Here is a 19153-nt window from a genome sequence, read left to right as displayed (position 1 = left end):
GTTGCTTCGTCGTCTCCACCACCCTGCTGTCCGACTGCTGAAGCCAGCCTGAAGTCAGCGGGCGTTCAGGTGGCCTTCAGCGGATCGGTGCGAGGGTGGGGGGATGCGGATCCTGGTGGTCGAGGACGACACGCGGCTCGCCGCGGCGCTCAGGCGCGGTCTCGAGGGTGAGGGGTACGCCGTCGACGTGGCCACCGACGGCACCGACGGCGAGTGGCTCGCCCAGGAGAACCGGTACGACGCGCTGGTGGTCGACGTGATGCTGCCCGGGATCACCGGCGACGTGCTGTGCACGCGGCGCCGCGCCGCCGGCGACTGGACCCCGATCCTGATGCTCACGGCCCGCTCGGGACCCCAGCAGGAGGCGACCGCGCTGGACGCCGGCGCCGACGACTTCCTCGCCAAGCCGTTCTCGTTCATGGTGCTGACCGCGCGGCTGCGCGCCCTCGTGCGTCGCGGCGGACGCGAGCGCCCGGTGCTCGTCGAGGTGGGTGACCTGCAGCTCGACCCGTCCGCCCACCGGGTGCGCCGCGGGGGCGTCGACGTGGACCTGACCCCACGGCAGTTCGCGATGCTGGAGTTCCTCATGCGGCGCTCCGACGAGGTCGTGTCGAAGGCGACGATCCTCGAGAACGTCTGGGACTTCGCGTACGACGGGCATCCGAACATCGTCGAGGTCTACGTGCGGCAGCTGCGCAAGCAGATCGACGAGCCGTTCGGCCGGCACAGCCTGCAGACCGTGCGGCTGGTCGGCTACCGGCTCGTCGACGACCGCGACGGGTCCGCGCCGTGATGCCGCGCCGTTCCCGGCTCACGTTGCGGACCCGGGCCACGATCGCGGCGACCGCGGTCTTCGCGCTCACCCTCGCGGGCGCCTCCGTGCTGCTCGTCACCACCCTCGAGTCCCACCTCACCACCGCCTCCGACCAGCTCGCTCGGGCGCGTATCCACGACCTGCTCGACCTCGCCGCGCGTGACGCGCTGCCAGCCGAGCTGCGCAACGTCGACGAGGAGGGTGTCGCCCAGGTCGTCGACGATCGCGGTCGCGTGCTCGCTGCGTCCGAGAACGTCGCCGGGCGGGCCGCGATCGACGACACCGACCCTGGGACGTCGTACGTCGTCCGCACGGTCCGGGCACCCGACGACTCCGAGACCGAGACCTACCGGCTGTGGTCCGCCTCCGGGCCGTCGCCGGACGGCACCGTGACCGTCCACCTCGGCAACAGCCTCGAGTCCGTGTCGGAGGCGTCGTCGGCGCTGCGCCACGCGCTGGAGGTCGGCGTGCCGCTCGTCTCGGCGCTGCTCGGACTGATCACGTGGCTGGTGCTCGGCCGGGTCCTGGGGCGGCTCGACCGGATCCGGGCCGAGGTCGACCAGATCACCGACCAGCGCCTGAGCACGCGGGTCGAGGGCGACGGGGTCCCCGACGAGGTCGGACGGCTGGCAGCGACGATGAACGCGATGCTGGCGCGGCTCGAGTCGGCCTCGGAGCGGCAGCGGAGGTTCGTCGCCGACGTCTCCCACGACCTGCAGAGCCCGCTGGCCGGCCAGCGGGTGTCCCTCGAGCTCGCGCTCCGCGACCCGGCCGGGGTCGACCCCGAGCGGCTCCGGACCGAGGTGCTGGGCGCGACCGGCGAGATGGAGCGCCTGGTGCGCGACCTGCTCGACCTGGCCGCCGCCGACGAGGCCGAGTCACCTCCCCCGGCGCCGTTCGACCTCGACGAGCTGGTGTTGGAGGAGGCCACCCGGGCCCGGACCGGACCGGTGCCGGTCGACACCTCGCGGGTCTCCGCCGCACCGGTGCGGGCCGACCCCGGTGACGTGCGCCGGATCGTGCGCAACCTGCTCGACAACGCCACCGAGCACGCGACCAGCCGGGTCGAGCTGCGGCTCGACACCCAGGGTGGTCGGGTCCGGCTCGACGTCGTCGACGACGGGCCGGGGGTGCCCGACGAGCACCGCGACCTGATCTTCGACCGCTTCTACCGCGCCGACGCGGCCCGGTCCCGGGAGGGTGGAAGCGGGCTCGGGCTCGCGATCGCGAGAGTCCTCGCCGAGCGCGCCGGTGGCCGGCTCACGCTCGTCGCCGGGACGCCGGGCGGGCACTTCCGGCTGGAGCTGCCCGCACTCGACCAGTCCGTTGTAGCGGCGACCGCCGGCCGACTCCCGGTCAGGCGGTCGTGAGCCACGAGGTCCAGGAGCCGGGCTCACCCAGCCAGTCCGTGATCGGATGCGACCCGTCGTACAGGTCGGCCATCTTGACCGAGACGCGGGCCCGGGCGGGTGCCCCCAGGCACTCGTGGTCGGCGCTGAACCGCACCACGTCCCTGGCGAAGCCCAGCCGAACCGCGTGGGTGCAGGTCAGCGGCTGCCCGACGGCCTTGCCGTCGCGCACCCGCATCAGCTGGTAGTCGGTGCCCGCGTACAGCCCGGTCGTCAGCCGGAACTCCGGCCCGGGCCGCCCCGACCGGGTGTCGATCCGGATCGTCAGGCCGGCCGGCCCGGCGTCGGACTTCCGGCGCAGGTCGACGACCTTGACCCGCACGGACAGCCGGTCTGCGTCGTGGTCGACAGCCACGCGCCGGATGTCGTTGAGCGACGCCGTGGCGTCGGCGGGGTCCGGGTACGTCGCCTGCTCGGCGGAGGCCGGCGCGAGCGCGGCGCCCAGCAGGAGGGTGGCGAGCGCCACCGGGGCAAGGGTCCGAGAGATGGTCCGAGAGAACAGGTGCATGCCCCTCAGACTCCCCAGCGCCGCCGAAGGTTGCAACTCTCCTCCGGCAGAGCCGGGGCGATCAGTCGAGGTAGTCCCGGAGCACCTGGGAGCGCGACGGGTGGCGCAGCTTCGACATGGTCTTGGACTCGATCTGGCGGATCCGCTCGCGGGTCACGCCGTAGACCTTGCCGATCTCGTCGAGGGTCTTCGGCTGGCCGTCCGTCAGGCCGAAGCGCATGCTGACCACGCCCGCCTCACGCTCCGAGAGCGTGTCGAGGACGGCGTGCAGCTGCTCCTGGAGCAGCGTGAACGACACGGCGTCGGCCGGGACGATCGCCTCGGAGTCCTCGATCAGGTCGCCGAACTCGGAGTCGCCGTCCTCGCCGAGCGGGGTGTGCAGCGAGATCGGCTCGCGGCCGTACTTCTGGACCTCGATGACCTTCTCGGGGGTCATGTCGAGCTCCTTGGCGAGCTCCTCCGGGGTGGGCTCGCGGCCCAGGTCCTGGAGCATCTGACGCTGCACGCGGGCCAGCTTGTTGATGACCTCGACCATGTGCACGGGGATGCGGATCGTGCGGGCCTGGTCGGCCATCGCGCGGGTGATCGCCTGGCGGATCCACCACGTCGCGTAGGTCGAGAACTTGTAGCCCTTGGTGTAGTCGAACTTCTCGACCGCGCGGATCAGGCCCAGGTTGCCCTCCTGGATCAGGTCCAGGAACAGCATGCCGCGACCGGTGTAGCGCTTGGCGAGCGAGACGACGAGGCGGAGGTTGGCCTCGAGGAGGTGGTTCTTGGCGCGGCGGCCGTCCTCCGCGATCCACTCGAGCTCCTCGGTGATCTTCGGCGAGAGCTTGCCGCCCTTGGCGAGCTTCTCCTCGGAGAAGAGGCCGGCCTCGATCCGCTTGGCGAGCTCGACCTCCATCTCGGCGTTGAGCAGCGGGACCTTGCCGATCTGCTTGAGGTAGTCCTTGACGGGGTCGGCGGTCGCGCCGGCGACCATGACCTGCTGCTCGGGCTCGTCGGTGTCGTCGGCGGCGGAGACGACGAAGGTCGCGGACTTCTCGTCCTCGACGATCGTCGGGTCGGCGACGACGTCCTTCTCGAACTGCTCGTCGGGCAGGTCGGGGAGGACCTTCTTGCCGTCGGGGCCGATCACGACCGTCGACTGGTCGGACTCGGTGGTCTCGGCGTTCTCGGCACCGTCGTTGGCGACGCGGTTGGAGGCGGCCTTCTTGGCCGCGGTCTTCGTCGCGGCCGGGGCCGCAGCCTTCTTCGCCGAGGCGGCGGCCTTCTTGGCAGGGGCGGCCTTCTTGGCCGGGGCCGCCTTGGCCGTGGTGGTCTTGCGGGCCGAGGTGGCGGCGACCGCGCGGCTGGTCGCCGGGATCTCCACGGCGATGCCGAGCGAGCTCAGGTGGCCGAGCAGCGCCTTGAGGTGGCGCGGCTCGACGGCAGCGTCCTCACTGGCCCGGCGCACCTCCTCCGGAGTGATGCTGCCGGTCGGCGTACCTCGGTGGATGAGGGCCACGACGGCAGGGTGCTGAAGCACCTCGGCGGGGAGCATCTTGCGCGCGTTCGAGGACACGAACACCTCTCGTCAACGACTGTGAACCAGGATCGGGGCGCGGCAAGGCCCGGTAACGTCAAGAGCCGCGAACCTCATTCTGCCACGGGGTTCCTGAGATCCTCGCCAGTCCCCCGGTTCTGGGCGACAGGTCTCACCCGGGGCCCGGAGTCAGACGCTGGCCAGGACGCAGGGCAGGACGCTGGCCAGGACGCAGGGCAGGACGCTGGCCAGGACGCAGGGCAGGACGCTGGCCAGGACGCAGAGAGCCCCGCCGACCAGCGGACGGCGGGGCCCGGCGTGGCCCGAGAGGGACGGATCCTTTGGGAGGGGAACTCGGTCGATCCAGGGCCTCGCCGCTCGTGACGGTAGGCGCAGTTCGACATGACTCGCGAGTAGCCCCCAGGTGGTCTAGCCAACCGCCTTCGCGGCGGCCTTCTTCTGCTTCTTGTAGTCACGCACCTTCTGCAGCGAGTCGGTGTCGACCACGTCCGCCACCGACCGGTACCCGGGCTCGGCGTAGGCACCCACCGCGGACTCCCAGCCCCCGGGGCGTACGCCGAGCTGCTTGGCCAGCAGCGCGACGAAGATCTGCGCCTTCTGCTTGCCGAAGCCCGGCAGCTCCAGCACGCGCTTGAGCAGGTCCTGGCCGGTCGCGGCCTCGGTCCACAGCCGCTCCGCGTGGCCGGCGTACCGCTCCTCGACGAGCGCGGCGAGCTCCTGCAGGCGGGCCGCCATCGACCCCGGGAACCGGTGGATCGCCGGCGGCGTGCTGCACAGTGCGGCGAACTCCTCGGGGTCGGCCGCGGCGATCCGGGCCGGCTCGAGGCTGCCGAACCGCTCCAGCACCTTCGCCGGGCCACGGAACGCGTGCTCCATCGGGTACTGCTGGTCGAGCATCATGCCGACGACCAGGGCGAAGGGATCGTCGGTCAGGACCTGGTCGGCGTGCTCGTCGCCGGTGATGTGGAGGGCCATGGGGCCATCCTGCCGCAGACCCGGCGGTAGATTGCCCGGCGATGACACCCGACGACCGCGACGCCCAGGACAGCGCGCACACCGACCGGCTCGACGCGGGCCTGCTGCGGCGTACGGTGCTGATCGTCGCGGGCCTGAACTTCGCCTACTTCTTCGTGGAGTTCACGGTCGCACTCGCCGCCGGGTCGGTGTCGCTGCTGGCCGACAGCGTCGACTTCCTCGAGGACACGTCGATCAATGTGCTGATCTTCGTCGCCCTCGGGTGGCCGCTCGCCCGGCGCGCGGCGCTCGGCAAGCTGATGGCGCTGATCATCCTCGGCCCGGCCTCGCTGGCCGGGTGGGAGGCGATCCAGCGGTTCACCGACCCGGAGGTCCCGGACGTGGTGCCGCTGGTGCTCGCCTCGCTCGGCGCGATCGTGGTGAACGGCACCAGCGCCTGGCTGCTCACCCGGGTCCGCCACCACGGCGGCTCGCTGAGCAGCGCCGCGTTCCTGTCGGCGCGCAACGACGTCCTGGTCAACGTGGCGATCATCGCGATGGGCGTGGTCACCGTGTGGACGGACTCGCCGTGGCCGGACCTGGTCCTGGGCAGCCTGATCATCCTGCTCGCCCTGCACGCCGCCTACGAGGTGTGGGAGGTCAGCGAGGAGGAGCGGCTGGCCGCCCGCGCCCTCGCGGGCGAGGAGATCGACTAGCCGGAGGAGGCTGCGGGGTCAGTCGGCCTTGACCGCGAGCACCGGGCAGTGGGCGTCGAGCAGCACGCGCTGGGCGTTGCTGCCGAGGATCAGCTTGCCGACCGGGGAGCGGCGGCGCAGCCCGATCACGATCAGGTCGGCGTCGTTGGCCTCGGCGATGCTGATCAGGTCCTCGGCCGGCTCGAAGCCACGCACGAGCTGACGGATGTCGTAGGGCACCCCGGACTCGTCGAGGACCTTGCGGACCGCGTCCAGGTCACGCTCGGCCTGGGTGGCCGTGTCGGCGTCGAACTCCTGTCCGCCACGGTGGGAGTTCACGACGACGAGCTTCGCGTCGCGTAGCTTCGCCTCCTCGACCGCCTTGTGCAGCGCGGCCTCCCCCTCCGGCTTGGGCACGTATCCCACGACGACGGTCCCCATCGACACTCCCTGTCCAGCTGATCCACGTGGGCCGGTTGCCCACCTCTCGCACCGTAACCGATCGGCGGTGCAGACCGCAGCCTGTGGACGAACGACACGGCCCCCGATGTGTTTCGGGGACGCTGTCCGCAGGAGGTACGCCGTGGAAGGCATCCACGAGCCCGTCGACCGGGCGGCCGCGCTCGTGCTGCGGCGCGCGGTGCTCGACCACGTCCGGGTCGAGCGGCGCCGCTGGTTCCCCGCGCGGCTGCACGTGGGCGCGCCCGGAGGCGCCGAGGAGGTCTTCGCGACCGACCCCGACGACCCCGACGAGGACCTCGACCACGCGCTGCGCGCCGACGTCGTGGCCGCGCTGATCCAGCGGGCCCGGCAACGCGGCGGCGCGGTCCCGATGCTGTGGCTGACCCGCCCGGGCCCGCTCGAGCTGCAGGACGTCGACGCCGCCTGGCTGTCGGCGGCGCGGACCGCCGCCGCCGAGGCCGGCATCGGGCTCACCCTGGTCGTGGTCACCCGCCGGGGCTGGGTGGACCCGCGCAGCGGCGTACGCCGGGAGTGGAAGCGGCTGCGCCAACGCTGAGCTCAGCGGCGAGCCGCCCGGCCGAGAGCCGGGGTCACACCCAGGTGTGGACCGGCTCGTTGCTGTGCATGCCGCGGGTGTACTCCAGCAGCGTCGAGCGGAGCGCGTCGTAGCGGTCGGAGCCACCGGCCTGGTGCACCCGCTGCACGAACCACTCGGCGCCGTTGGTGCCGATCAGGCAGCGCTGCTCGATGATGCCGAGCAGCCGGTCGATCTCGGCGCCCGAGGCACCCCAGCTCTCGAGGCCCTGCTGGGCCAGCGGCAGCAGCCGGCGCAGGACGAGCTCGGTGGCGCGCACCTGCCCCACGCCGGGCCAGTAGACCTGGGCGTCGATGCCCTGGCGGGCAGCGACGTGGAAGTTCTCCTCGGCGGCGCTGAAGGACATCTGCGACCACAGCGGGCGCTCGCTCTCGGCGAGGGCACGGACCAGGCCGAAGTAGAACGCGGCGTTGGCGATCGTGTCGACGACCGTCGGCCCGGCCGCGAGCAGGCGGTTCTCCACGCGCAGGTGCGGCACGCCGTTGGAGATGTCGTAGACCGGCCGGTTCCAGCGGTAGATCGTGCCGTTGTGCAGCCGCAGCTCGGGCAGCGTGGGCGTGCCTCCGGCCTCGAGCACCGCGAGCGGGTCCTCGCTGTCGGTGATCGGGAGCAGCGCCGGGAAGTAGCGCACGTTCTCCTCGAACAGGTCGAACACCGTGGTGATCCAGCGCTCACCAAACCAGACCCGTGGCCGCACCCCCTGGGCCTTGAGCTCCTCGCTGCGGGTGTCGGTGGCCTGCTCGAACAGCGGGATGCGAGTCTCGCGCCACAGCTCCTTGCCGAGCAGGTACGGCGAGTTCGCGGCGACGGCGACCTGCACGGCCGCGATGGCCTGGGAGGCGTTCCAGTACGCCGCGAACTGGTCGGGCGAGGTCTGCACGTGGAACTGGGTGCTGGTGCAGGCCGCCTCGGGCACGATCGAGTCGGCGGTGGTGCGCAGACGTTCGGGACCGTCGATCGAGATCGCGATGTCCTCGCCGCGGGCGTCGAGGATCTGCTCGCTGAGCAGCTTGTAGCGCGGGTTGGCGCTGAGGCTGTCCAGACTCATGTGACCCTCGCCGAGGGTCGGCAGGATGCCGATCATCACCATGTGCGCCCCCACGGCCGCGGACTTGCTCTCCGCGTCGTTGAGGCTGCGGCGCAGGTGGTCCTCGAACGTGGTCAACCCGCCCTCGCGCAGCCGGGCCGGCGGCACGTTGATCTCGATGTTGAACTGGCCCAGCTCGGTCTGGAAGTCGGGGTCGGCGATGGCCGCGAGCGCCTCGGAGTTCTTCAACGCCGGGTCGCCCTCCTCGTCGACGAGGTTGAGCTCCACCTCCAGGCCGGTCATCGGGTCGTTGGTGTCGAACCGTGCCTCGCGGAGCATCCGTGCGAACACGTCGAGGTTGCGGCGCACCTTCTCGCGGTGCCGCGTGCGGTCGGCGCGGGAGAACTCCTGTGCCTCGACCTCTTCACCCATGACCCGACCCTAGAGCGTCACGGGTCGGGTGTCGTCGGTCTGCCAGGACGCCTCGGTGCGCGCGATCAGGTCGTCGACGACCCCGCGTACGTGGCCGGTGCGCTCGAACGCGGCCCGCTGCCGGGTGGCACCGTTGGCGCTGATCACCCGTCCCAGGGCCGAGGAGACGCGCTCGAGGTCGCCGGCCCCGGCGAGCACCGGCTCGACGGCCGCGACCAGCGCCGCGACCACCTCCGTCGCCGGTCGCAACTCGCGCTCCAGCGGGTGGACCAGTGCGTCGGCCATGCCGAACCGGGACGCGCGCCAGTGGGCCGCCCGGAGCGCCTCGGCACGCCACCGCGCGGCGGGCTCCCCGCGCGCCCAGGCGCCGGCCGCCGTCTCGACCAGCGCCCGGACCAGCGCGGCGATCGTCACCGCGACGACCGGGTCGGTGCTCACGTCGCACACCCGCACCTCGACGGTGGGTTGGCCCTGCGAGAGCCGGGCGTCGAAGTAGAGCATCCCGGGGTCGCGGGCGGCGCCCGTGTCGAGGAGCGTCCGACAGGCCTCGCGGTAGCCCTCGAGCGACCCGAACGGCTCCGTCGGCCCCGCGCTCGGCCACCGTGCCCAGACCTGGGCGCGCCAGGAGGCGTAGCCGGAGTCGCGGCCGTCGACGTACGGGGAGTTGGCGCTCAGCGCCACCAGCACCGGCAGCCACGGCGCGATCCGGTCGATGACGGCGACACCCTCCTCGTCGGAGTCGATGTCGACGTGCACGTGCATGCCGCAGGTGCCGCCGGTGCGGGCGATCTCGCCGAAGGTGTCGACCATGTCGCGGTAGCGGTCATTGGGGCTGACCACGGAGCGGTCGCCACCGAGCGGGACGATCCCGCAGGCGCCGATCGCGAGCCCGGCGGCACGCGCGGCCTCACCCGCGGTGCGGCGGGCGGCCACGAGCTGGTCGAGCGCGTCGGCGGTGCTCAGCACCGGGTCGGTGCGGGTCTCGAGCTGGTGGCGGAAGAGCTCCTGGTCGAGCTCGTCGGTGGCGGCTCGCGCCCGCCGCCGACCGCTGCCGTGCTCGCGGAACTCCTTGAGCACAGCGGGCGCCGCGGGCACCACCTCGCGGGTCGCCGGGTCGAGGAGCAGGAGCTCCTCCTCGATGCCGAGCTTGCGTGCCATGCCGGGCGGGTACCCCCCACCGCGCCCCGGCACGCACCGGTGGCGACCCACCCGCCCTCACTCGACCGCACCGTCCCAGCCCTCCGGCTCGAGCGCGAGCTCCAGCGCCCGGGCCACCAGGGACGCCAGCGGGTAGGCGTCGTCCGCCTCGGCGCACCGGTCCAGCGCACACCACGCCAGCGCGCCGTGCCCGGCCTGCCAGGCCGCCAGCGCGAGGAGCGCGGCCGGGGCCGCGAGCATCGGCACCGGGGTCCGGCGCACCACGTCGGCCCAGAACGCGACGTGCCGGGGCGCGGTCGGCCGGGTCAGCGAGGCCACGGCCGCGTCGCGGACCGGCACGTCCAGCAGGCCGCGCAGGAGCCGGGCGACGTCGTCGTCCCCGGGGACCGACGCCGCCCACACGTGCGTGAGCACGAGATCGCTCACCCAGGCGACCTCCGTGGCCCGGTGGTCGGGACCGGGCGGGTCGCCGGTGAGCCCGGCGAGCGCCGCCACGACGCGACCGGTGCCCACCGGGTCGGTGGCGAGCGTGTCGCGCAGGCTGTCCCGCGACCCGTGCAGCACCCTGCCCTCGGCGACGGCCTGGGCGCGGAACGGGTGGGTGTCGACGTCGTACGGCACGCCTCCCGCCGGCACGCCGAAGCGCTCCCCGAGCGCCGGGAACCAGCGCGTCCCGTCGGTGCGGAGCGCCTCGACGACCGAGACGCCCGCCCGCTCGAACGCCCCGCACAGCAACCACGCCGCCTCGGTGGCGAGCGGCTCGTCGTCGGTGTAGACGAGCAGGATCACGCGGGCGACCCCGTGCACCAGTGCCGGCTCGAGCAGCGCGCCGACCGCCGCGGGCAGCTCCTCGGCGGTGGCCGGGAGGTCGCAGCGGGCATGGAACGGGCGGGCGGCGCCGAACGTGAGCATCACGATCGAGTCGGTGGGCGCGAAGCCGAGCACGACGGGCACCAGGGCCAGCATGTCCTCGGGGGTGCGGACGGTCAGGACGGAGCCGGCGGGGCGGGGAGCGCGAGTGGTCATGGGTCGAACCTCCCCGCGAGGTCCGACGACGAGCGGCCTGATCGGCGCCCCCTGTGCAGAGCCCGGTCGGGAGGCCGACGGTGGAGGGAAGGTGGGCCGGTCGGCGCTGCCAGGTAGGTTGCGCGCGTGCGGTCCCAAGCGTCGGTACTCCACCTCGACCTGGACGCGTTCTTCGCGGCCGTCGAGCAGCGCGACAAGCCGTCGCTGCGCGGCAAGCCGGTCGTGGTCGGCGGGGTCGGCGGACGGGGCGTGGTGTCGACCGCGTCGTACGAGGCCCGCAAGTACGGCGTCCGCTCGGCCATGTCCACCCGCGAGGCGCGCTCCCGCTGCCCGCACGCGGCGTTCCTCAGCGGCCGGTTCCACGCCTACCGCACGGCCAGCGACCAGGTGATGCGCCTGCTGCGGGCGGCCTCGCCGCTGGTCGAGCCGCTGTCGCTGGACGAGGCGTTCGTCGACCTGGAGCGCGCCGGGCTGCCCGACCTGGAGGTGCCGACGGTCACGGCGTTCGCCGAGCAGCTGCGCGCCGGGGTCAGCGAGGTCACCGGCGGGCTGACCGCGTCGGTCGGGCTCGGGACCTCGAAGTTCATGGCCAAGGTCGCCAGCGACCTCGACAAGCCCGACGGCCTGGTGGTGGTCGCGCCCGGCACCGAGCAGGAGCTGCTGCGCCCCATGAGCGTCACCGTGATCCCCGGCGTCGGTCCGGCCACCGCCGAGCGGCTGCGCCGGGTCGGCATCCACACGGTGGCCGAGCTCGAGACCGTCAGCGAGGACGAGCTCGTCCGGCTGCTCGGCAAGGCCAGCGGGCACTGGCTGTTCCAGCTGGCCCGCGCCGACGACGACCGGCCCGTGGTGCCGGAGCGGGAGACGAAGTCGGTGAGCGTCGAGGGCACCTACGACACCGACCTCACCGACCGCAGGCTGATGGAGGGCCTGCTCACCCGCCAGGCCGGCGAGGTGGCGGCCCGGCTGCGCAAGCACGGCCTGTCGGGGCGCACGGTCACGATCAAGGTGCGGCTGCACGACTTCACCACGCTGAGCCGGTCCACCACGCTCTCCTCCCCCACCGACAGCCCCGGGACGGTCGCTCGGCTGGCCCGTGGGCTGCTCACCGACCTCGACACCTCCGCCGGGGTGCGGCTGCTCGGCGTCGGCGTCTCTGGCCTGGCCGACTGGATCCAGGAGGACCTGTTCGGGGAGACCACCGCCGAGGACGAGGAGCTGCCCGAGATCGAGGTGCCGTCCCACTCGCGCCGTACCTGGGCACCCGGGATGGACGTCGTGCACGCCGAGATGGGCCGCGGCTGGGTGTGGGGCTCCGGCCGGGGCGTGGTGACGGTCCGGTTCGAGACCGCCGAGACCCCCGCCGGCCCGGTGCGCAGCTATCCCGCCGACGACCCCGACCTCAGCGCCTGGCAGCCCCCCGCGCCGGAGGACGAGGAGGAGCCGGTGTGAAGCGCACCTGCTCCCCCGGGCGCAGCTGCGCGCACCGCCACAGGTCGTCGGGGTGCACGACCGCGACGACCGGGTAGCCGCCGGTCGGCGGGTGGTCGGCGAGGAACACCACGGGTCGCCCGCTCGGCGGCACCTGCACCGCGCCCAGCACCATCCCCTCGCTCGGCAGCTCGGCCTCGCGGGTGCGGACGGGTGCGGATCCGTCCAGGCGCAGCCCGACCCGGTTGGAGTCGGCCTCGACGGCGTACGGCGAGCCGCACAGCACCGCCAGCGCGTCGGCGGCGAACCAGTCGGCCCGCGGGCCGGGCACCACGCGCAGCGGGCCGGGCCGGTGCACCGGCGGGTGGTCCAGGGGACGCGGCTGCGTCCGCGGCCGGCCCACCGGGAGCGCGGTGCCGGCGGTCACCCGGGGTGGCCCGACCCAGGCGAGCGTGTCGGTCGACCGCGACCCGAGCACCGGCGCGACCGCGATCCCGCCGGCGACGGCGAGGTAGGTCCGCACGCCGGTGCGCGGCCGGCCCAGCCGCAGCGTGGACCCCGCCGCCAGCCACTCCGCACGGTGGTGGCCGCGCGCCACGCCGTCGACGTGGACCGGCGCCGGCGCGCCGGTGACCGCGACCCAGCAGGGCTCCTCCGCCCGGACCTCCAGCCCGCCGAGCACCACCTCGAGCACGGCATCGTCGGCGCGGTTGCCGACGAGCCGGTTGGCCAGCGCGGCCGCGGGCGGGTCGAGCGCCCCGGCACGCGGGACACCCAGGTGCGCCAGTCCCGGGCGGCCGCGGTCCTGGACCAGGGTCAGCGGGCCGGTGGCGAGCACGTGCAGGCTCACGAGGCCCCGAACCCTGGGGTTGAGGAGCCGAGTGACGAGGCGTCTCGAAACCTGACCCGGGTGCCGGGCGCCAGCAGCGCCGGCGGATCGCCGGCCGGGTCCCACAGCCGCGCGTCGGTGCGGCCGATCAGCCGCCACCCGCCCGGCGACGCGGACGGGTAGACCCCGCACCAGACTCCCGCCAGGCCCACCGACCCGGCCGGCACCTGGGCACGCGGCGACGCCAGTCGTGGTACGGCGAGCTCCGCGGGCAGGCCCGCCAGGTACGCGAACCCCGGGGCGAACCCGCAGAAGGACGCGACGTACTCCACCTCGCCGTGCCGGCGCACGACGCCCGCGACGTCGGTGCGCCATGCCTCGGCGACGAACTCCAGGTCGGGGCCGTCGTAGGTCACCGGCAGCTCCACGAGGTCGCCCGGCGGGACCGGGTCAGTGGGTGACCACGACTCCAGCGTCGCGGCGAGGGTCGCGACGTCGTCGACGCCGTCGAAGAGCACGGTCTCCGCGGCCGGCACGATCTCGACGGCCGCGACCCCGGACGCGCGGGCCCAGGTCGCGAGCGCCAGCGCCGCCGCGGGGCCGCCGACCTCGGCGAGCACCGCGGTCGGGCCGAACGGGCGCAGCTGGACGGGCACCGGCCCAGTCTGCCGCCCAGTCTGCCGTCCCGGGCCGCCGGCGCCGGTTCGTTCACGCCGATGTCACGCTCCGGGCGTTGTCCGGGCCCGGGCTTGGGATCCACGATGACGGGGAAATGAATGAGGGGCTCCCGGTGGTATGAGCACCAGGAGCCCCTCGGCTCGACCGGAGACGGTGACGCCCGGTCGACCGAACCGGTCCTCCGACCTCGCCGTCCCCGTCACCGGGCCGACGCCTCGAGTTGCCTCGCGGTGCGGGTCTTCGTCCCTGTCCGATCCCCGGCCCTCCGCAAGCGGTGGGCTGGTAGGGAGATGTCTACGCGAGCCGCGAGCCACCCCGCAAGAGGCCCCGGCGAACCCACAGGTTCCTCCACAGGAGGTGGACGGTTGTCCACCACACAGGTGCACACTCCACAGGCAGCGGTCCAGACCTGTGGAGCAACCTGTGGGCGACGAGCCGACCGCTACCCGGCGAACGGGCGGAGCTCGAACCCGGAGGCCTCCAGCGACCGGCGTACGGCGTGGGCGTGGCCGACCGCGCCGGGCGAGTCGCCGTGCAGGCAGACCGAGTCGACGCGCCCCGCCAGCGCCAGGGCCTGGGCGACCACGCCGTCGGCGTCCTCGACCAGCGCCCCCGGCGCCGAGCGCGGCAGCAGCCGGCCGTCGGGGGTGTAGCCGCGGTCGGGGAAGCCCTCCCGGAACACCGCCCGGCCAGCAGCCTCGGCGAGCCGCAGCAGCGCGCCCGGCATGCCCAGGACCGGCAGCTGGCCGGACCCGTCGAGCACCGCCCGCGCCTGCTCCTCGTCGTCGAGGACCCGGTGGTAGAGCGCGCCGTGCGGCTTGACGTACCGCACCGCGGTCCCCTCGGCGGCGGCGATCTCGGCCAGCTGCCCGACCTGGTCGGCCACGTGCTCGCGCAGCTCGGCGTACGAGACGTCCAGCTCGACCCGGCCGAAGTTCGCCCGGTCGTCGTACGACACCTGGGCGCCCAGCACCACCCCGAGCCGGGCGGCCTCGGCGCAGACGACCCGCATCACCTCCCGGCTGCCGGCGTGGTAGCCGCAGGCGACGTTCGCGCTGGTCACCACCGCCAGCAGCGCCTCGTCGTCGGTGATCTCCTCGCCGAGGTCGGCGTTGAGGTCGATCCGCGGCCGCTCCATGCCCCGACGCTATCGTCGCGGCCATGGCGTCCTCCCCCGTTCCACCCGTTGCCGACCGTCGTCCCACCACCGCCGAGCACCACGGGCACACCCGGGTCGACGACTACGACTGGCTGCGGGAGAAGGACTCCCCCGAGGTGGTCGCCTACCTCGAGGCCGAGAACGCCTACACCCAGGAGCGCACCGCCCACCTCGCCGGCCTGCGGCAGTCGATCTTCGACGAGATCAAGGCCCGCACGCTCGAGACCGACCTGTCGGTCCCGACCCGCAACCGCGGGCACTGGTACTACGGGCGCTCCTTCGAGGGCAAGGAGTACGGCGCCACCTGCCGCGTGCCGGTCGCCGACCCGGACGACTGGACCCCGCCGAAGCCGGCGGAGGCGGCCCGCCCCGACGAGCCGGCGCTCCCCGGCGAGCAGGTGCTGCTCGACCTCGACGCGCTCGCCGAGGGCCACGAGTTCTTCTCGCTCGGCGGGTCCTCGGTCAGCCCCGACGGCATCCTCCTGGCCTACTCCACCGACGTCGTGGGCGACGAGCGCTACACGATCCGGGTCAAGGCGCTCGACACCGGCGAGCTGCTCGCCGACGAGATCGCCGGCGTCCTCGGCGGCGCCACCTGGGACCGGGCCGGGGAGAACTTCTACTACACGACCGTCGACGACACCTGGCGCGCCTCGAAGATCTGGCGGCACCGGCTCGGCACGAGCCAGGCCGACGACGAGCTGGTCCACGACGAGACCGACGGCCGGTTCTGGGTCGGCGTCGGCCGGACCCGCAGCGACCGCTTCCTGGTGATCGCGTCCGGCTCCAAGTCCACCTCGGAGTACCGCTTCCTCGACGCCGACGACCCCGACAAGGGGTGGCAGGTCTTCGCCGAGCGGCGCGAGGGCCTGGAGTACTCCCTCGACCACGCGGTCCTCGGCGGCGAGGACGTCTTCCTGGTGCTGCACAACCACACCGGGCCCGACTTCGAGCTCGCCACCGCGCCGGTCGTGCCCACGCCCGCGGAGGAGTGGCGGCCGCTGATCGCCCACGACCCCGCCGTACGCCTCGAGGACGTCGACGCGTTCGCCGGCCACCTCGTCGTGCACCAGCGCAGCCAGGGGCTCACGCAGCTGCGCATCCTCGAGCTCGGCGACGACGGAGTCGGCGACGACTACCTCGTGGAGTTCGACCGGGAGGTCTACACGGTCGGGACCGCCGGCAACCCGGGGTTCGCGCAGCCGGTGGTCCGGCTCGGCTACACGACGATGGCGGTGCCGTCGTCGGTCTACGACTACGACGTGCGCAACCGCGAGCTGACGCTGCTGCGCCGGGCGCCCGTGCTCGGCGGCTACGACCCGGCCGACTACGAGGAGCACCGGCTGTGGGCCACCGCCGAGGACGGCGCGCGAGTGCCGATCTCGATCGTCGCCAAGCGCGGCTCGCGAGAAGACGTGGGCGGCGGCACCGGGCCGGTCCCCGTGCTGCTCTACGGGTACGGCGCCTACGAGGCCTCGATCGACCCGTACTTCTCGATCGCGCGGCTCTCCCTGCTCGACCGCGGCGCGGCGTTCGCGATCGCCCACGTCCGCGGCGGCGGCGAGATGGGCCGGCGGTGGTACGACGAGGGCAAGCTGATGCACAAGCAGAACACGTTCTCCGACTTCGTCGACTGCGCCCGCCACCTGGTCGACACCGGCTGGACCACCCCGGACCGGCTGGTCGCGGAGGGTGCCAGCGCCGGGGGCCTGCTGATCGGCGCGGTCGCCAACCAGGCACCCGAGCTGTTCGCCGGGTTCGTCGCCGGGGTGCCGTTCGTCGACGCGCTCACCTCGATGCTCGACGCGAGCCTGCCGCTGACCGTGCCCGAGTACGACGAGTGGGGCAACCCGGAGGCCGACCCGGAGGTGTACGAGTACCTGGCGTCGTACGCGCCGTACGACAACGTCGCGCCGATCGACTACCCACCGATCCTCGCGGAGACCTCGCTCAACGACACCCGGGTGCTCTACGTCGAGCCCGCGAAGTGGATCGCCCGGCTCCGGGCGACCGCCGTCGGCCGCCGCGACTTCCTGCTGCGCACCGAGATGGCGGCCGGCCACGGCGGCGTCTCCGGGCGGTACAAGGCCTGGCACGACCGGGCGTTCGCCCTCGCCTGGATCCTCGACCGGATGGGCCTGGCGGAGCGTCAGATCAGGGTTTCCCCCTGAGAAGTCCCTGAGAGTACTGCCCGCACGCAACTCCACGGCGCGCTCACTCGTCTTGTCGGGTAAGAAGTTCAAGGTTTGACCAGGGAATCCGCTGGTCACCGTGGACGTTGTAAGGGACGTGTGGAGGCGCAGTGGCGCCGTTCACGTGAGATTGGAGGGCGACCCATGGCTGCACGCACCGCTGTAACCGCCGGCACTCGCGAGATCGAGGGCCGCGACAGCGTCGGCCTGTACCTCGACGAGATCGCCCGCAACCCCCTGCTCGACGCCGCCAGCGAGGTGGAGCTCTCCAAGGCGATCGAGGCCGGGCTGATGGCCGAGCACCTGCTCGCCGAGGGCCGGGTGGGCCGCAAGAAGGGCGGCGCCCCGATGTCCGCCACGGCCGAGGAGCTCGAGTGGCTGGCCGAGGAGGGCCGCAAGGCCGTCGACACGTTCATCACCGCCAACCTGCGCCTGGTCGTCTCGATCGCGCGCAAGTACGGCCGGGCCCAGATGCCGATGCTCGACCTGATCCAGGAGGGCAACACCGGCCTGATCCGAGCGGTCGAGAAGTTCGACTACACCAAGGGCTACAAGTTCTCGACCTACGCGACGTGGTGGGTGCGCCAGGCGATCACCCGCGGCATCGCCCAGCAGGCCCGCGTGGTGCGGCTGCCCGTGCACGTGGTCGAGGAGCTCAACCAGGTCGGCGGCGCCCGCCGCACGCTCGAGCGCCAGCTGGGCCGCGACCCGGAGCCGCGCGAGATCGCCGCGGAGCTGGGCATGGACGTCGACCGGGTCCTCGACCTGATGGCGTGGGGCCGTGAGCACGTCAGCCTCGACTCACCGGTCGACGAGGACGGCGACACCTCGCTGGGCGACCTGATGGCCCAGGAGACCGCCCCGGGTCCCGACCTGAACTTCATCGACGTCGAGTCCCGCGACCGGCTCAACAGCCTGGTCGGCAAGCTCGACGAGCGGGCCGCGGACATCATCCGCTCGCGCTACGGCCTGGTCGACGGGCGCCAGCACAAGCTCGCCGACATCGGCGCCAAGCACGGCATCTCCGCCGAGCGGGTGCGCCAGCTCGAGCGGGAGGCGCTGCAGAAGCTCCGGAGGTTGGGCGACCCGGACCTGGCCGCCTGACCCACGTTGACCCGCCCGAAAGTTTCGGGCGGGTCAACGTCGTCGCAGCTCCTCGAAGACCTCCGTCACCCGGTGACGGAGGTCTTCGCGCGTCCCGGTGTTCTCGATGACGTACGTCGCGATCGCGCGGCGCTGCTCGCGCGTGGCCTGGGCCGCGATCCGCGCCTCCGCGTCCTCGCGGGCCATGCCCCGGTCGCGCAGCATCCGGTCGACCTGGGTCTCGTGCGGCGCGTCGACGACGATCACCGCGTCGAAGTCCGCGACCCGGCCCGACTCGGCGAGCAGCGGGATGTCGTGCACGACGATGCCGTCGCGCGGCGCGGCGGCCTCGAAGGCGGCGTACCGCTCGAAGACGAGCGGGTGCACGATGCTCTCCAGCAGCTTGCGCTTCTGCTCGTCCTCGAACACGATCCGGCCCACCGCGGCCCGGTCCATCTCGCCGTCCTCGGTGAGGATCTCGGGCCCGAACGCCTCGACCACCTGCTGCAGGCCCGGCGTCCCCTTGGCCACGACCTCCCGGGCGAGCCGGTCGGCGTCGATCACCACCGCGCCGAGCTCACTCAGGATCGCCGACACCGTGCTCTTGCCGGACGCGATGCCGCCGGTGAGTCCCACTCGCATGGGCCCATCCTGCCCGACACCGCTCCAGCCCCGGCTCAGGCGCCGGTCTGCCCGTCGAGTCCCTCCCGCACCAGGTCGAGGTGCCCGCAGTGCTGGGCGTACTCGGTGATGATCCGCAGCACGAGCCAGCGCAGGTCGACGTCCTCGTGCCAGTCCAGGGGCCGGGCGGTGTCGTCGAGGTCGTGGGCCGCGACGATCTCGCGGGACACCGCGCACTCCGCGCGCCAGCGCTCCAGGTCGGCGGCGAAGTCGGCGTCCTCCGGCGGGTTGAAGTCGAGGTCGGGCTCCTCGGCCGAGATGAAGAGGAAGGGCACGTCGCGGCGCTCGAAGTTCTGCTGGAACCACCAGCGCTCGACGCCCGCGAGGTGCCGGACCAGGCCGTGGATCAGTGGAGTCCAGCAGAGTGGTGTACGACGACCTGAGTGAGCGCGTGCCTCCAACGTAGGCGCGGCCACCGGGTGGATCCTTCGAGTGATCTGCGAAAACCGACTCGAAGAAGGAACCACGACGATG

At 73.1% G+C, this 19153-nt stretch carries 18 protein-coding genes and 1 pseudogene; 7 read left to right on the top strand and 12 right to left on the bottom strand.

All coding sequences use genetic code 11. The features are described 5' to 3' along the window. The first annotated feature begins 103 nt into the window (after positions 1-103). Positions 104-793, top strand: a complete 690-nt coding sequence (locus QQZ14_RS15120; RefSeq protein ID WP_284535174.1) for a response regulator transcription factor — start codon at positions 104-106, stop codon at positions 791-793. Beyond that, positions 793-2184, top strand: a complete 1392-nt coding sequence (locus QQZ14_RS15115) for a sensor histidine kinase (protein ID WP_284535172.1) — start codon at positions 793-795, stop codon at positions 2182-2184. The genes QQZ14_RS15120 and QQZ14_RS15115 overlap by 1 nt, the downstream gene beginning before the upstream one ends. Here the strand turns inward: QQZ14_RS15115 and QQZ14_RS15110 are convergent. The 3 genes and pseudogenes from QQZ14_RS15110 to QQZ14_RS15100 form a co-directional block, all read right to left on the bottom strand. Continuing rightward, positions 2171-2689, bottom strand: coding sequence for a hypothetical protein (locus QQZ14_RS15110; RefSeq protein ID WP_284535171.1), 519 nt, complete (start codon positions 2687-2689; stop codon positions 2171-2173). The two genes, QQZ14_RS15115 and QQZ14_RS15110, sit on opposite strands and share 14 nt — an antisense overlap. Positions 2690-2792: 103 nt before the next feature. Then, positions 2793-3752, bottom strand: a pseudogene (locus tag QQZ14_RS25415) (RNA polymerase sigma factor); the annotation flags it as partial. A 933-nt stretch (positions 3753-4685) separates the two neighbouring features. Then, positions 4686-5252 (bottom strand): HhH-GPD-type base excision DNA repair protein, encoded by a 567-nt coding sequence (locus QQZ14_RS15100; RefSeq protein WP_284535169.1) that lies wholly within the window; start codon positions 5250-5252, stop codon positions 4686-4688. A gap of 41 nt (positions 5253-5293) precedes the next feature. On the opposite strand from QQZ14_RS15100, the gene QQZ14_RS15095 reads away from it, so the two are divergent. Continuing rightward, positions 5294-5947 (top strand): cation transporter, encoded by a 654-nt coding sequence (locus tag QQZ14_RS15095; RefSeq protein ID WP_284535168.1) that lies wholly within the window; start codon positions 5294-5296, stop codon positions 5945-5947. Between the two features lie 18 nt (positions 5948-5965). Here QQZ14_RS15095 and QQZ14_RS15090 read toward each other — a convergent pair whose 3' ends face one another. Next, the gene (locus QQZ14_RS15090) at positions 5966-6367 is read right to left on the bottom strand and encodes a universal stress protein (protein WP_284535167.1); all 402 of its coding nucleotides are present in this window, start codon (positions 6365-6367) and stop codon (positions 5966-5968) included. A gap of 142 nt (positions 6368-6509) precedes the next feature. Here QQZ14_RS15090 and QQZ14_RS15085 point away from each other — a divergent pair, with 142 nt between their 5' ends. Further along, positions 6510-6944, top strand: coding sequence for a hypothetical protein (locus QQZ14_RS15085; RefSeq protein ID WP_284535166.1), 435 nt, complete (start codon positions 6510-6512; stop codon positions 6942-6944). A 34-nt stretch (positions 6945-6978) separates the two neighbouring features. Here QQZ14_RS15085 and QQZ14_RS15080 read toward each other — a convergent pair whose 3' ends face one another. Genes QQZ14_RS15080 through QQZ14_RS15070 form a run of 3 tightly spaced genes read right to left on the bottom strand, consistent with a single transcriptional unit; the run spans position 6979 to position 10626 of the window. After that, on the bottom strand, positions 6979-8442 hold the full coding sequence (locus tag QQZ14_RS15080; RefSeq protein ID WP_284535165.1) for a glutamate-cysteine ligase family protein: 1464 nt from the start codon (positions 8440-8442) through the stop codon (positions 6979-6981). A gap of 9 nt (positions 8443-8451) precedes the next feature. Further along, positions 8452-9600 carry a carboxylate-amine ligase gene (locus QQZ14_RS15075; RefSeq protein WP_284535164.1) on the bottom strand — a complete coding sequence of 383 codons (1149 nt, stop codon included), beginning with the start codon at positions 9598-9600 and terminating at the stop codon, positions 8452-8454. Between the two features lie 57 nt (positions 9601-9657). After that, positions 9658-10626, bottom strand: a complete 969-nt coding sequence (locus QQZ14_RS15070; RefSeq protein ID WP_284535163.1) for a DUF4192 domain-containing protein — start codon at positions 10624-10626, stop codon at positions 9658-9660. Between the two features lie 126 nt (positions 10627-10752). On the opposite strand from QQZ14_RS15070, the gene QQZ14_RS15065 reads away from it, so the two are divergent. Beyond that, positions 10753-12078, top strand: coding sequence for a DNA polymerase IV (locus tag QQZ14_RS15065; RefSeq protein WP_284535162.1), 1326 nt, complete (start codon positions 10753-10755; stop codon positions 12076-12078). Here QQZ14_RS15065 and QQZ14_RS15060 read toward each other — a convergent pair. The 3 genes from QQZ14_RS15060 to QQZ14_RS15050 all read right to left on the bottom strand — a co-directional run bounded on the left by QQZ14_RS15060 (position 12029) and on the right by QQZ14_RS15050 (position 14702). Beyond that, the gene (locus QQZ14_RS15060) at positions 12029-12907 is read right to left on the bottom strand and encodes a 5-oxoprolinase subunit C family protein (protein WP_284535161.1); all 879 of its coding nucleotides are present in this window, start codon (positions 12905-12907) and stop codon (positions 12029-12031) included. The two genes, QQZ14_RS15065 and QQZ14_RS15060, sit on opposite strands and share 50 nt — an antisense overlap. After that, positions 12904-13542, bottom strand: a complete 639-nt coding sequence (locus tag QQZ14_RS15055; protein ID WP_284535160.1) for a 5-oxoprolinase subunit B family protein — start codon at positions 13540-13542, stop codon at positions 12904-12906. Before QQZ14_RS15055 ends, QQZ14_RS15060 begins: the two co-directional genes overlap by 4 nt. Positions 13543-14006: 464 nt before the next feature. Next, complete coding sequence (locus tag QQZ14_RS15050) at positions 14007-14702, bottom strand: LamB/YcsF family protein (RefSeq protein ID WP_284535159.1); 696 nt, start codon at positions 14700-14702, stop codon at positions 14007-14009. A 23-nt stretch (positions 14703-14725) separates the two neighbouring features. Between QQZ14_RS15050 and QQZ14_RS15045 the strand changes: the two genes are divergently transcribed. Together QQZ14_RS15045 and QQZ14_RS15040 are read left to right on the top strand one after the other, a co-directional pair. Then, positions 14726-16894, top strand: coding sequence for a S9 family peptidase (locus tag QQZ14_RS15045; RefSeq protein WP_284535158.1), 2169 nt, complete (start codon positions 14726-14728; stop codon positions 16892-16894). Between the two features lie 165 nt (positions 16895-17059). After that, entirely contained in the window at positions 17060-18019 is a 960-nt protein-coding gene (locus tag QQZ14_RS15040) for a sigma-70 family RNA polymerase sigma factor (protein WP_284535157.1), read from the top strand. 33 nt (positions 18020-18052) lie between these two features. On the opposite strand, the gene coaE is transcribed toward QQZ14_RS15040, so the two are convergent. Next, positions 18053-18640: a dephospho-CoA kinase gene (gene coaE / locus QQZ14_RS15035; RefSeq protein ID WP_284535155.1), complete on the bottom strand. Its 588-nt coding sequence runs from the start codon at positions 18638-18640 to the stop codon at positions 18053-18055. A 35-nt stretch (positions 18641-18675) separates the two neighbouring features. Next, positions 18676-19095, bottom strand: coding sequence for a DinB family protein (locus QQZ14_RS15030; protein WP_284535154.1), 420 nt, complete (start codon positions 19093-19095; stop codon positions 18676-18678). Positions 19096-19153: the final 58 nt, after the last annotated feature.

This window comes from Nocardioides sp. T2.26MG-1 (assembly GCF_950101795.1).
Lineage (GTDB): Bacteria > Actinomycetota > Actinomycetes > Propionibacteriales > Nocardioidaceae > Nocardioides.
The sequence above is the reverse complement of the archived record's forward strand: the minus strand, read 5'-3'. Positions and strand labels throughout refer to the sequence as shown.